Source organism: Bradyrhizobium sp. KZN70725 (assembly GCF_055264925.1).
In genome coordinates, this window is sequence record NZ_JBUYWT010000041.1 from 55,059 (window position 1) to 68,761 (window position 13,703).

10 protein-coding genes and 1 pseudogene are annotated in these 13,703 nt (G+C 63.8%); 4 read left to right on the forward strand and 7 right to left on the reverse strand.

Annotation, left to right across the window (positions count from 1 at the left end; translation table 11 throughout):
- Positions 1 to 18: 18 nt before the first annotated feature.
- Both ACZBJS_RS30280 and ACZBJS_RS30285 read right to left on the reverse strand, forming a co-directional pair.
- Positions 19 to 2,976, reverse strand: coding sequence for a bifunctional [glutamine synthetase] adenylyltransferase/[glutamine synthetase]-adenylyl-L-tyrosine phosphorylase (locus ACZBJS_RS30280; protein ID WP_463439647.1), 2,958 nt, complete (start codon positions 2,974 to 2,976; stop codon positions 19 to 21).
- Positions 2,973 to 4,427 (reverse strand): sensor histidine kinase, encoded by a 1,455-nt coding sequence (locus ACZBJS_RS30285; RefSeq protein WP_463439648.1) that lies wholly within the window; start codon positions 4,425 to 4,427, stop codon positions 2,973 to 2,975. The genes ACZBJS_RS30280 and ACZBJS_RS30285 overlap by 4 nt, the downstream gene beginning before the upstream one ends.
- Positions 4,428 to 4,711: 284 nt before the next feature.
- Between ACZBJS_RS30285 and ACZBJS_RS30290 the strand changes: the two genes are divergently transcribed.
- On the forward strand, positions 4,712 to 5,965 hold the full coding sequence (locus ACZBJS_RS30290) for a tyrosine-type recombinase/integrase (RefSeq protein WP_463439649.1): 1,254 nt from the start codon (positions 4,712 to 4,714) through the stop codon (positions 5,963 to 5,965).
- A 510-nt stretch (positions 5,966 to 6,475) separates the two neighbouring features.
- Here the strand turns inward: ACZBJS_RS30290 and ACZBJS_RS30295 are convergent.
- Entirely contained in the window at positions 6,476 to 6,745 is a 270-nt protein-coding gene (locus ACZBJS_RS30295; protein ID WP_463439650.1) for a conjugal transfer protein TraD, read from the reverse strand.
- Between the two features lies 1 nt (position 6,746).
- Positions 6,747 to 7,073 carry a conjugal transfer protein TraD gene (locus ACZBJS_RS30300; RefSeq protein ID WP_463439651.1) on the reverse strand — a complete coding sequence of 109 codons (327 nt, stop codon included), beginning with the start codon at positions 7,071 to 7,073 and terminating at the stop codon, positions 6,747 to 6,749.
- 173 nt (positions 7,074 to 7,246) lie between these two features.
- On the opposite strand from ACZBJS_RS30300, the gene traA reads away from it, so the two are divergent.
- Together traA and ACZBJS_RS30310 are read left to right on the forward strand one after the other, a co-directional pair.
- The gene (gene traA / locus ACZBJS_RS30305; protein WP_463439652.1) at positions 7,247 to 10,228 is read left to right on the forward strand and encodes a Ti-type conjugative transfer relaxase TraA; all 2,982 of its coding nucleotides are present in this window, start codon (positions 7,247 to 7,249) and stop codon (positions 10,226 to 10,228) included.
- Between the two features lie 129 nt (positions 10,229 to 10,357).
- Positions 10,358 to 10,573: a helix-turn-helix transcriptional regulator gene (locus ACZBJS_RS30310; protein ID WP_463439653.1), complete on the forward strand. Its 216-nt coding sequence runs from the start codon at positions 10,358 to 10,360 to the stop codon at positions 10,571 to 10,573.
- Positions 10,574 to 10,700: 127 nt separating this feature from the next.
- Here the strand turns inward: ACZBJS_RS30310 and ACZBJS_RS30315 are convergent, their stop codons facing one another.
- From ACZBJS_RS30315 to ACZBJS_RS30325, 3 genes are all read right to left on the reverse strand, one after another.
- Positions 10,701 to 11,399, reverse strand: coding sequence for a hypothetical protein (locus ACZBJS_RS30315; RefSeq protein WP_463439654.1), 699 nt, complete (start codon positions 11,397 to 11,399; stop codon positions 10,701 to 10,703).
- 389 nt (positions 11,400 to 11,788) lie between these two features.
- Positions 11,789 to 11,992: a hypothetical protein gene (locus tag ACZBJS_RS30320; RefSeq protein WP_463439655.1), complete on the reverse strand. Its 204-nt coding sequence runs from the start codon at positions 11,990 to 11,992 to the stop codon at positions 11,789 to 11,791.
- 62 nt (positions 11,993 to 12,054) lie between these two features.
- Complete coding sequence (locus ACZBJS_RS30325) at positions 12,055 to 12,228, reverse strand: hypothetical protein (protein ID WP_463439656.1); 174 nt, start codon at positions 12,226 to 12,228, stop codon at positions 12,055 to 12,057.
- A 543-nt stretch (positions 12,229 to 12,771) separates the two neighbouring features.
- Here ACZBJS_RS30325 and ACZBJS_RS30330 point away from each other — a divergent pair.
- Positions 12,772 to 13,346, forward strand: a pseudogene (locus tag ACZBJS_RS30330) (GTP-binding protein); the annotation flags it as partial.
- Between the last annotated feature and the right edge of the window lie 357 nt (positions 13,347 to 13,703).

A 13,703-nucleotide genomic window follows, 5' to 3' on the forward strand; every position in this document is an offset into this window, starting at 1 on the left:
TTGTAGGCGCTACCGCCTCTACCCCACGATCGTGTTGAAGACGCGGCGCACCTCGCTCTGGGTTTCGCGCAGGCGCGCTTCCAGCGCGGAGAAGTCCGGCGTGTCCCCGGCCCGCGCCATTACGCGCAGCAGGTCTTCGCCCGCGGTCTCCGGATTGAACTTGCCGGTGACGCAGAGCCGCAGGATCTGCGTCAGGTCATGATAGAGCCGCGCCGCCGAGCGCAGGATCTCCGCCTCGGACTGGCCGAGCAGGCCGAGCTTGGCGGCATTGTCGAGCACCTGCAGCGTGGAGACGCTGAGGATTTCCGGCTTCACCGCGGCATGCGCGAGCTGGAGATATTGCGCGATGAAATCGATGTCGACGAGCCCGCCGGCGGCGAGCTTGAGATCCCAGACGTCGTCCTCGCCCTTCTCCAGCGCGATCGCGCGCCGCATGTCGGCGACGTCGGCCGCGGTCGATGCCGCATCGCGCGGCCGGGTCAGCACGCTGCGGATGATCGTCTCGATCTTCTCGCGGAACTCAGGCGACGACGAGATCACGCGGGCGCGCGTCAGCGCCATGTGCTCCCAGGTCCAGGCCTCGCGCTCCTGGTAGTCGGAGAATGAATCGATCCGCGAGGCGACCGGGCCGGCGCGCCCCGACGGGCGCAGCCGCATGTCGACCTCATAGAGCACGCCGTAATTGGTCCGGGTCGTGAAGGCGCTGATCAGGCGCTGGGTGAAGCGGGCAAAATACTGCGCGCCATGCAGCGAGCGCTCGCCGTCGGAGTCCGGCGCCTCGCTGTCGAAATCGTACAGCAGGATCAGATCGAGGTCGGAGGACGCCGTCATCTCGCGACTGCCGAGCCGGCCCATCGCGATGATCGCGGTCTCCTGCCCCTTGATCCGGCCATATTGCGCGGCGAACTGGTCGGTGACGAGGCCGTGCACGGTGTGGACGATCCCCTCGGCCACATCGGCAAAGGCGGTGCTGGCGTGCTGCGCCGATACCGTGCCGGACAGGATCCGCGTGCCGATCAGGAACAGGCTCTCCTGGCCGAACAATCTCAGACGATCGAGAAAATCCTCGTAGGATGACGCATCCTGCAGCGTGGCGGCCAGCCGCTCCGACAGTTCCTTCTTGTCCGGCATCGCGCCGAAGAAGCGCGGATCGACCAGGCCGTCCATGATCTGCGGCTGCCGCGCCAGCATGTCGCCGAGCCGCGGTGCCGCGCCGAGGATCAGCGCCACCAGCGCGACGAAGTCGCGGTTCTGGCTGAGCAGCGAGATCAGCCGGCCGCCCCGCTGCAGCGCGCCGAGGAAACGGTCGAACGCCGCCACCGCATCGTCCGGCTCCTCGGCATGCGCGAGGCCGTCGATCAGGCCGGGAATGAATTCCAGGAACGCGGCGCGCGTCGCCTCGACGCGCAGCGCGCGATAGTCGCCCTCGATCCATTGCTGCACGGTGCCGGCAACCGCAATGGGCTTCTTGAAGCCGAGATTGGCGAGATGTTCGATCAGGCGGGCGTCGTCAGGTCCGGCGCCGTAGTCGATATCCGGCAGCTTTGCGGTGCCGGTCGGATCGTCGCCCTCGAACAGCTTGCCATAGTGGCTCTGCACGATCTTGAGCTGGCCGAGCAGGTCTCTGGCGAAGGCCTCGCGATTTTCGTAGCCGAAGAAATGCGCAAAGCGCTCGACATCCTCAGGCGCTTCGGGCAGCGAATGGGTCTGCTCGTCGGCGATCATCTGCAGCCGGTGCTCGACCCGGCGCAGGAATTCATAGGCCGTCGTCAATTCGTCGCGCGCTTCAAAGGTGATCCAGTTGCTGTTGGCGAGCACGTTGAGCGCCTCCAGCGTCGGCCGCACCCGCAACTCCGGATGGCGGCCGCCAGCGATCAGCTGCTGGGTCTGGGCGAAGAACTCGATCTCGCGGATGCCGCCGCGGCCAACCTTGACGTTATGGCCCTCGACCGAGATCTCGCTCTGGCCGCGATAGGTCTGCATCTGCCGCTTCATGTCGTGGACATCGGCAAGCGCGGCAAAATCCAGATGCTTGCGCCAGACAAAGGGCGCGAGCTCGGCGATCAGCGCCTCGCCGGCCTTGGGATCGCCGGCGCAGGGCCGCGCCTTGATCATCGCAGCACGCTCCCAGGTGCGTCCCTCGCGTTCGTAATAATGCAACGCCGCGTCGGTCGAGATCGCGACCTGGGTCGAGGCCGGGTCCGGACGCAGCCTGAGATCGACCCGGAACACATAGCCGTCGCCCGAGCGCTGCTGTAGCATCCGCGCCATCGCCTGGGTGACGCGCACGAAGAACGGCTGCGGCTCAATGTCCTCGGCGAGCGAGGTGGCCGCGCGATCGAAGAACACGATCAGGTCGATGTCGCTGGAATAGTTCAGCTCGCCGGCCCCCATCTTGCCCATCGCGAGCACGATCAGGCCCGAACCTGCTTCGGGGTGATCGGGATCGGCCGCGGTCATCCGGCCGCGGGCCACTTCCTGCCGGAACAGATATCGCAGCGCCGATTGCACCGAATTCACCGCGACGTCGGTCAGCGCCGCCGTCACCCGCATCACCGGCCAGATGCCGCCGATGTCGCACAGCGCGATCATCAGCGCGGCCTCCGCCTTCATGCGGCGAAGCGGAACCATCACGTCGGCCTCGCTGCCGGCGGCGAGCACCTCGCGCGACGTCGTCTCGATCAGGTTGGCCAGATGCGACTCCGGGTCGCATGACAGGATCCGGATCAGCCGCGCGGCGTCGGCACGCGCGAGCTCGAACAGGTAGGGCGAGAACTCGGCGATGCCGCGCAGGATGTCGCGTGCGAACGGATGTTCAAGCAGCGCATTGAGCGCGGCCAATTGCGCCGGCTCGAGCTCGGCGAACCAGTCGGTCAGGCGCTGATCGGCGGATGTGGGCGCGGCGACACGCGGTCCGTCCGCGAACCGCGCGGCCAGACCATGTCGATCCGCGTTTCCCGGCGCGGCGGCATTCATGCCGCCTTCTGTGGCACATCCTGCGTTTGAGCCGCAAGCCTGTCACTGCCGCCCGCCCGCGCGGGCAGCACCAGGGTGGCGACCAGCCCCGGATGGGCATCGCCGAGCCTGAGCTCGCCGCCATGAAGCGTGGCGACCGCCGAGGCCAAGCTGAGGCCGAGACCGGAACCGGGTAAGGTCCGGCTCGCCTCGAGCCGGACGAAGCGCTCGACCGCGTGCTTGCGGTCGGCCTCGGGAATGCCCGGACCGTGGTCGGTGACGCTGAGCAGGACCTGCTCGCCCTCGCGCCGCGCCTCGATCAGGATCTCCCGCGCATCCGCATTGAGCGGCTGCACGCTGACGTCGGGCTTGCCGTATTTGATGGCATTCTCGACCAAGTTGGCGACCGCCTGGCTGATCAATTCGCGGTTGCCGTGAATCGGCGCCGGCACGGTCTTCACCTGCAGCGTCATGCCGTCGTCCTCGGCCAGCGGCTCGTACAGTTCGTGGATGCCGTTGGCGACATCGGCACCGTCGAAATCGTCCATGTTGCCGCGCGCCTGGCCGGACTCGGCACGCGCAATCATCAACAGGGCGTTGAAGGTGCGGATCAGCCCGTCGGATTCCTCGATGGTCCGCTCCAGCGCCGCGCGATAGTCGGCCTCGCAGCCCGACCGCGCCAGCGCCTCCTCGGCGCGGTTGCGCAGCCGCGTCAGCGGCGTCTTGAGGTCATGGGCGATGTTGTCGGAGACCTCCTTCAGCCCCGTCATCAGCGCCTCGATGCGCTCGAGCATGGCATTGAGATTTTCCGCCAGGCGATCGAGCTCGTCGCCGCTGCGGCCGACCGGCAGCCGGCCGGACAGATCGCCCGCCATGATGCGCTTGGTGGTGCCGGTCATGGCGTCGATCCGGTGCAGCACGCGGCGGGCGACGAAGATGCCGCCGCCAATGCCGAGCACGACGACGACGAGGATCGACCATTGCGCGGCCTTGGCGACGATGCCGAACAGCCGCCGCCGCTCCTCGAGGTCGCGCCCGACCAGCAGGCGGAAGCCGTTCTCCATCTCGGTGACCTTCACGAGCGCGCGGTGATCGGTCTTGTCCTGGTCGTCGAGCCGGCGATAGGCGGTCTCGGTCCAGCCCTGCACGCTCATCACGCCCGGTGCCAGCGCGCCGACATTGCCGGCGAGCATCTGCCCGTTCGGCGCCGTCACCAGATAGAGGTTGGCACCCGGCCGCAGCGCACGATTGCCCATGGTGCCCAGCAGGCCGCGCAGGCCGCGGCGGTTGTAGATGTCGGTGATCTCGCTGATCTCGACGTTGACCGTCGTCGTGATCTGCTCGGTGATCAGCCGCCGCGTGTTCCAGGCGAAGTAAGCCAGCAGCGAGGCGGCGAACAGCGCGAACAGGAACAGGTAGACCAGCGTCAGCCGAAACGCCGTGGTCCGGATCAGTTTACCGAATGCCGTCACGGATCATATATCCATTCTTTGCGTTGCGCCTGCCATCACCGACTGTCGTCACTATTCAAATTTCCTTGTATTTACAGCTAATTAACTGCATGTGCCATCGTCTAGCTTCGCTGAAGATCGTCGAACGCCAGCCGGGTCTGGTGAAAAATTGGTAAGTTAACGCTACCCTCCATTCCAAAATATCCGTGACGGTCATACATCTAAAAGGGTCGATGGTGGAACGACTGACCATCACGAGCAAAGCATCCGTGACGGTAGGCGGTAAGCGGAAGGGGAACGTTAAAGTGGCCCTCAATTCGAACCAAGTTAAATCCCTGCAAGCTGGCGCTCATGCGGACACTGGGGGGCTATATCTGGTGGTGCGCGGGAGCGGTGATCGGGTGTGGGCCTTCCGCTTCACTGACCTCGAAGGCAAGCGGGCGCAGATGGAGTTCGCCAGGGCTGGCGACCGCGACAGCGCAAGCGGTGACGTTCTGACCCTAGGCAGCGCGCGCGAGAAGGCGCGCGACTACAAGGTCGCGTTGAAGCGCGAAGGTATCGATCCTCGCATCAAGAAGCGGTCCACCGCTCAGGGCAGCAAGACGTTCAAGGAGTTTGCCGAGGAGCAGTATCCTGTTTGGTGCCAAGGGCTATCCGAAGAGGAATTGAAGCAGTGGCAGCGCTCCGTCCGGGACGTGCCGAGCCTGCACAACAAGAAGCTCCCGGAGATCACCACTGAGCACGTGTTAGAGGCGCTTAAGACGATCTGGACCGTGAAGCCGGTCACAGCGTCGCGGACGCGCCAGCGGATCGAGCGGCTGATGGACGCTGCCAAAGCCTTGAAACTGCGCACGGGCGAGAACCCGGCTGCATGGCGCGGCAACCTCAAACATCTGCTGCCGTCGCCCCGCAAGCTGAACCGCAAGAAGGGGCATCGATCCGCGCCGTATACGAAGATGCCGGGAATGATGACAGAGCTGCGCTATGATCCCGGCAACGCTGCACGCTGCACAGAAGTCGGCATCCTCACCGTGTCGCGGAGCCAAGAAATCCGGCTGATGGAGTGGACGGAGCTCGATTTTGAAGCAAGGACATGGATAGTTCCGGCCGAGAAGATGAAAATTAAGGGCGATCTAGAACCGAAGCCGCATCTCGTCCCGCTGTCAGATCAGGCGATCGAGATCATCCAAGCGATGCCGCGCACCGATAAGTACGTGTTCCCCTCCGACCACGCGGAGGAACATCAGCCGTTCCGGGCGAACGCGCTTGTGGGGGCCATCGAGCGCACTGCCGTCAAATCCACCATGCATGGCTGCCGCACGAGCTTCCGAAATTGGGGCGCCGACAACAAGGAGCACAATTTCCGCCGCGAAGTGCTTGAGTTCTGCCTGTCACACCGTATCGGCGATGAGGCCGAACTGTCGTATTGGGACAGCGAGATGATCAAGCGACGCCGCGAGACGCTGCAGGCGTGGGCTGACTTCATCAAGCCGCGCAAGAATACGTCGCGCGAGCAGCCACGCGGTAAGAAGGGGCAAAAGCTCAAACTCGTCGCCTAACGAGCCGCACCAAGATTTCAGTGTGTGAATCGGATCCGAACTTTGACCCCTATCGGCGCCCAATCGTGACCCCAGCCTTACTTTCGCGGTGGCAATAACTTCAAGCGCCATCGGTAGGGTCGGTGTTGGAAGCCGATTGGGGGGGCAAATGCCTCGCCGATTTACACCATGCTGAGCGGCAGCAGTGGGAGGCGAGCCATGCCCAAGAAAGCACGGCGTGCGGCGCCGCCATCCGCTACATTTTGGGGCGCCTATCGCGAGGCAAGTCACACGCTTGAGATCGCATACAGCATTGGCCCAACGCACGAGGACGCGGTCAACGCAGCGCACCGGTGGCTCGGATTTCTGGCCCTTGGTTTCCGCGATTGTTCCTCTTGCTGCTTTTTGATCTTTCGACCTTGCAGAGCAGCGCACCGAGGATCAGGGCCGGATGAATCGTATCTGCGCGGCAAGCCGCGCGATGGCGGGCCGCGCTGCGATGTTTGGGGTCTCCGCGCCGCCCGCCATCGGTCATGCCCGATCCTGCGGCGTATCTTGCGAGGTGGTCGGCGCATCTGTCGCCCGTTCCGCAGCGAACGCCCCCTTTCCCTTTTCGGCCCAGAGCGCTCGCGCTTGTTCGCCTTGATCGCTTCGGAGTTTGTCGGCCATCCAGAGCAGTGCGCCCAGGATAGTTGCGCGGTCATCACCGGTCAGTTCCACGACCCCGGCCTTGACGACGAGACCACCGAGTTCGATCAGATGCCGGGTGCGCTTGCGGCGCTCGACCTGCCATGCGCGCATGTCAAGCCGTGCCCGCGCCGCCTGATGCCGGGTGCGCGTCGCGCGGTAGCGTTTGAGTGCCACCAGCGTCGCGCCCAGTTGCCGGCGCAGTTCGCCGCGACCGGCTCTGAAAGAACGCGGCCCCGCGCTTCGCCCATGCCTCCCGTTTCCCGGCATCGGTGGTCTCGGCCAGAACGACAAGTGCGCCCGCCAGTTCGTCAGCGCCGAGCGCGTCGGCTCCGGTGGCGATCACCAGTTCGCCGAGTTGCTGCACCTTTCGGCTTTTCAGTTTCTGCGCCTTGTCCCCCAGCGCCTTCAGTTCCGCGTCGAAGTCCCGTGGTTTGCGCATCGTGGTCTCCATAAAGTTGTCGATGGAGCGATGATAGTTGAGCGTCTGCTGGAACGCTCTGATGACGCCGGGACGGCTCAGGACGGGCTGGTCGCTCCCGAGATTTTTTCGAGGGAGGGCGCGCTTATACGTCGTTCCGACGTCCGCCTTGCCGTGCCACTGATCTGATCGCGATGGCGATCTATCATCTTCACGTCAAGGTTATCGGCCGCAAAGCCGGCTCCAGCGCGGTGGCCTCGGCCGCCTACCGCTCGGCCTCCCGCCTGCGCGACGAGCGCCTTGATCGCAGCCATGACTTCTCGGCAAAGCGCGGCGTCATCCATTCGCAGGTGTTGCTGCCGCAGAACGCGCCGGAGCGATGGAGCGACCGCGAACGGCTATGGAACGATGTCGAAGCCTTCGAGGCGCGGGCCGACTCGCAGCTTGCCCGCGAGGTGGAATTCGCCATTCCACGCGAGATGAGCGAGGCGCAGGGAATCGCGCTTGCCCGCGACTTCGTGCAGGCCGAATTCGTGGATCGGGGCATGATCGCCGATCTCAATGTGCATTGGGACATCGGCGACGACGGCATGCTTAAACCCCATGCCCATGTCATGCTGACCATGCGCGCGGTAGACGAGAGCGGCTTCGGCCAGAAGGTGCGGGACTGGAACCGCACGGAACAGGTCGAGCGCTGGCGCACCCGTTGGGCCGAGTTCGCCAATGAGCGCCTGGCCGAGCTCGATATAGACGCACGGATCGATCATCGCAGCCTCGAAGCGCAGGGCATCGCGCTTGAGCCGCAAAGCCAGATCGGCGCGCCCGCGCACCGCATAGAGGATGCGGGGCTTGAGGCGGATCGCACCGAACTGCACCGCGAGATCGCGCATGGCAACGGCCAACGCATTGTCGCCAATCCCACCCTCGCGTTCGACGCCATCACGCATCAGCAATCGACCTTCACGCGGCGCGACATGGCGATGTTCGCGCATCGGCACAGCGATGGTCTTGACCAGTTCAACGCTGTGATAGATGCGATGGGCCGCGCGCCCGATCTGGTCGAACTCGGCAGGGACGGACAGGGCGAGGATCGCTTCACAACCCGCGCCATGATCGAGGCCGAACAGCGGCTGCATCACGCCGCTAAGCGCATGGCCGAACGTGAACGCCATCAGGTAAAAGTCGCAGATCGCGATGCGGCCCTGGCGCATTCCGGGGAACGTGGCCTTGTGCTATCCGGCGAGCAGGCCGATGCGTTGGCCCATATCACGGACGGGCGCGATCTCTCGATCGTGGTCGGTCATGCCGGGACGGGCAAGAGCGCGATGCTGGGCGTGGCGCGGCTGGCATGGGAAGCGGCGGGCTACGAGGTCCGCGGCGTGGCGCTTTCCGGCATCGCCGCGGAAAATCTCGAAAGCGGATCGGGTGTATCGTCGCGCACCATCGCCAGCATGGAACATGGCTGGCGACAGGGCCGCGACAGGCTCACCGCCCGCGATGTTCTGGTGATCGACGAGGCGGGCATGGTCGGCACGCGCCAGTTGGAGCGCGTGCTGTCCCATGCCGCCGAGGCTGGTGCAAAAGTGGTGCTGGTTGGCGATCCACAGCAACTGCAAGCCATCGAGGCGGGCGCGGCGTTTCGGTCGATCCACGGTCGTCATAGCGGGGTCGAGATCGGCGACGTGCGCCGCCAAAGGGAAGACTGGCAGCGATACGCCACGCGTGATCTGGCAACTGGCAGAACCTGGGCTGCGATCCATGCCTATGACGCCCATGGCATGGTGCATGCGGCGCAAACGCGGGAGCAGGCGCGCGACGATTTGATCGAGCACTGGGATCGCGACCGGCAGGCCTCGCCCGGTCGCAGCCGGATCATTCTCACCCACACGAACGACGAGGTGCGCGCTCTCAACGAGGCAGCGCGCCAGCGGATGAGTGCCGCCGGTGATCTGGGTGATGACGTGCGGCTGACGGTCGAGCGCGGCGAACGCAGCTTCGCCAGCGGGGATCGCATCATGTTCTTGCAAAACGAACGCAGCCTCGGCGTGAAGAACGGCACGCTCGGGAGCATCGAACGGGTCAGCGTGCAGTCCATGACCGTGCGCACCGACGATGGCCGAACCGTTGACTTCGACCTCAAGGATTACAACCGTATCGACCACGGCTATGCCGCGACCATACACAAGGCGCAGGGCATGACCGTGGACCGCACCCATGTGTTGGCGACACCGGGCTTGGATGCCCATGGCAGCTACGTCGCCCTGTCGCGGCACCGCGACGGCATGGACCTTTATTACGGCCGAGACGACTTCGCCAGTCAGGACCGGCTGGTCCGCACCCTGTCACGCGACCGGGCCAAGGATATGGCGTCGGATTACGAGCGCGCCGATCCGGTGCAGAGCTATGCCGAGCGGCGCGGGATCACCTTCCGGGACCGAGTTGTCGAGATCGTGCGCAAGGTCGTGCCGCAAAAGCTGCGCGACATGTTTGAAGGTTTGCGCCCGTCCGCTGAGGCCGCCTCTGGCCCAGCAGGTGACCAGAAACCGGAACGGGAAAGCGCACGGATAGAGGCACGCCGTGAATCTCCGCCGCTGGCGAGGGAGACCGCCGAGGACGGGCAAGCGGCGTTACGGAGAGCCCGAACCGATGCGCTCAGGCGTCATGCCCGCGCCTTGGCGTCCCTGTTCCTCGCCGAGGAAGCCGGTGGCATGGCCGGCCAGGCACAGATGCGCGAACTGACGGAGGCGCGGAAAGCCTTCGAGGAAGTGCGGCCCCATGGCTGGCGGGATGCTGAAGCCGCCTATGTCAAGAACCCGGAGCTTGTCCGCGAGGCGGCTCGCGGCCAGGTCGGTCGCGCGATCCGAGCCCTCCAGCTTGAAAGTGAAATCCGCACCGATCCGAGCCGCCGCGCCGACCGCTTCGTGGAACGCTGGCACAAACTCGACCAGACCAGCCTGCGTCAGTATCAGGCGGGCGACATGACCGGCTACAAGGCTACGCGGGTTGCCATGGGTGAAATGGCGAGGAGCCTTGAACGCGATCCACAACTGGAATCCATCCTCGCCAACCGCAAGAGAGACCTCGGTATCCAGTTTGAATCAGGACGCCGTCTCGGCGTGGAACTCGCGTTCAGCCACGGCATCGACCTTGGAAGGGGACGGAGGATCGGACTCTAGACCTATCCGATCTTCCGCCGTTTCTGCACCACGGTACGACAGGGACCCGAACCCTCTTGCGCGGCCGTGACTGCCCGTCCTGTCTGGATCAGCAGCAGTCAGAAAGAGCCAGCAGGAGGCATGGCGGCCATGCGCGAACCGGACCGTATCATCCGCCTGAAGACCGTGCTTTCCCGGACCGGGCTGTCCCGGTCGACTATCTACCGCAAGATCGCCGAAGGCACGTTCCCACCTCAGATCAAGATCACCGTCCACGGCGCGGGTTGGCACGAATCCGATATCAATCGCTGGATCGCCGATCCTGTTGCGTGGCGTCCGAAAGGCGAGTGCGATGAGTTCTGGTGAGGACGAGCACACTCGCCAGCCTTCGCGCCCATGACGCGGGGGACGGCTTTGCGTCCGGTCCCCAGAGCGTCAATCCACCCACGGCGGCTTAAGGCGCTGTGGGTTGTGGGCTGAGCTAACCAGAATGTCACCGACCTGCCTGCCGGCGCTCGCTGCCGGGCATGACGACATCCGGCTCCATGGCCTGACCGATGCGTACCAGATCGCAGAGCGCCGAGCGGATGTGCGGCCAGGGAAACTCGGTGCACTCTTCCCAAGCCTCGCCCTCATGGAGGACCACATCGAGCTTGCCCGCAATGCCGGCAAGCGACGTGGCCTGGGTGGCTGTCAAGGCATCGACGAGATCTTGTTCCCTGTCGCCCGCTTCCTCCTCTTCCAGCTTGGCGTCGGCATAGCCGATCTTTGCATCGGCGGCATCCCAGCGTGCCTGGTGCGCGGCAAGGTCTGCCTCGGCTTCGGCACGCAGGTCGGCCATCTTCGGATCCGAACCGTAAATGTCCTCGATCGCGTGTGGCGAGAAGACGGTCACCTTCTCGCCATTACCTGGCAGGCGAATTGTAGCCTGCGGGAAACCAACGGCTTGGATGAGCTCCGTCTCGAGCCGCTGCTGCCTGCGGCAAAGCTCTTCCGTTCTGAGTGCAGCTGCCTTCCACTCCCCCCACAGCGACAACGCCGGATCGGGGCCGCAGCGACGGTCCCGCAGTTGGGCGCCTCGTGCCTTGCTCTGGAATGGACCTGCCAGCGCAGGCGCAGCCACTGCCGTGCCCGCCAGCAAGCGCCGCCGGGTGACGAAAGACAAACTCATGCTATTGTCGGAATCAGCCACGATCCGAGCTCCATCCAGCTTGGGTTGTTGTTCAGGTCGAGCGGGTTTGGGCACACATTCCGTTCGGCCGCAAATCCAACTTACGTACATACCGTACATTACGGACAATTACGCTGTCAAATCCACCCGCTTCCCCCGAGATGAAGACCGAACGTTTTGAATTACGCATCACAAGCGAGTTGTTGGTGCGCATCGATAATTGGCGGCGCAATCAAGTCGATCTTCCTAGTCGATCGGAGGCCTTTCGACGCTTGTTGGAACTCGGATTGAGGTCGATCGAGCCACCCACCGACTCGCAGAAGCGGTAATCGATCAGGTCTCGATGATGGCGGAAGCCAAAGCTGAACTTTTTACTGCGTATGAGTGGGCCATCGCACGGATGGCTACCCTTAACAGCCGGCACGTTGGGTCTGGCCTCCCCGGACGCGGATCTCGACGCTCTTGACGCAAATTTGGCCGCCGCGCGAGAGCTTCATCGCGTGGCCGCCGGCGGCGTTGTGGCTCTTGAATTTCATCGGCAATTGCGGCTTCCAGCTTTGCCAAATGTCACTGGCTTGGCCGATCCGGCCATGCCAGTGCGGCACGATGTTCACAGATTCAGCAGCACCGCAGACCGTGCGCCGCCGGCAGGGCCGAATGGTTCGTGCCGGAAGGTCTAGACTAAAGCCTCGAAATACCCTTCGGGCTCTGCAACTGCTCGGCGCTCCCATTCGTCCGCCTGCGTAAGCAATGAGCATCGTTGATTCGGCCGGAATGCTGCGGCCTGGCGGCACACCGATGCTATTGCGCGGTAGCGGCGCACGTTTTCCATAACGGCCAGCCCGGTCATTGGATCTCCCCATTCGTGTCCCGGGCGCGAACTTGCGGGAGAACTATTTTCGATCCGTTAGCGAACTTTGCCTGATTGATGGATGGTTGGCGAATTATTGCCAGGCTTAGTGCACGTTTCGCGGGGCGTCGTGCGAACATGTGTGAAGTGATCGGCGAAGCTGGACAGCGAAGCCGAGTTGACCTGAACGCAAGATAAACGGAATCCTCAGAGCGTCGCTCGAAAAGGCATTCTCGCTGCGAGGCGGAGGCGGCAGAGTACGCGGCTCTGGGGCTGGCAACCCAGTGCCTCGAACCATCAATCAGCGCCGGAGACGAGCTCGGCCGCCGAATCAGAGCGGCTGTTTAACTTCCTGCAACTGTCCATCGCCGACCGAAAGGGTTGGGCCCGTACTTGGATGAGCCACCGGCAGCTATCGCTGCGGAGTAATCGCTCCATCCTACGCGTTCGCAGCGCTTATCGCTCAAGCGATGTCTTGCCGCATCAAGCGAGGCGGCAAGACTCTGCGGCGCACTCTGTTACCCCTGACGGAAGACATCTTCGATGGCGAGACGAACGCGGCGAAAGCTTCCGGTGACCGTCCTGTCCGGATTTTTGGCGCCGGCAAAACCACATTGCTGAACGAATTGCTGGTGAACCGGGCCGGACGGCGTATTGCGGTCATCGTCAACGACATGTCGGCGGTGAACATCGATGCTGCGTTGATCAAGTCGGGAACGGCGCAGCTGTCCCGTACCGAGGAGACGCTGGTCGAGCTGAGCAATGGTTGCATTTGTTGCACGTTTCGCGGCGACCTCATCGACGAGGTCAGGAAGCTTGCTGGGCAGCGCCGGTTTGACAACCTGATCATCGAGGCAACCGGCATCTCCGAACCGCTGCCGATCGCCGCCGCGTTCGCATATCGAGATGAATTCGGTTTCAGCCTGGACGATGTTGCCTCGATCGAGAACATGATCACGGTTGTCGATACGGCGCAAATTGCGCACCAGTTCTGGTCGCGCGAATTTCTGAGTTCGAAAGAGGCCGTTTCACCCGACGATAAGCGCACCATTGTCGAGCTGCTGGTCGATCAGATCGAATTCGCCGACACCATCATCCTGAACAAGATTTCGTCGGCCATCGCAGGCGCATGCAGAGCGTTGTGACCCGCTGCCTTCAAATCATCTATTGAGAGCTATCCGCTTGCGGCGGCTTCGAGGATTTTGGAGGCAACGTGCGCTCTTTCGCCGATCTCATACACGGAAATATTCTCGCATACTTCCTCAACCGCCGCCCTCCGACGCCGCGATGATGGCCCGGCGCTGGCAGTCTCAAGAGGACTTGCCAATCACTGCAACGTAGACACTAACAACCCGACACACGCGATGAGGGTTGCGGTGCTCAGGGTCGCCACGACAAGGGCTTGCTCAGCGCGGGCTTGCAGATCGTCGTCGTCCATTCCCGTCAACTCCATCTGGAGTACTCGCTCAAGCAGC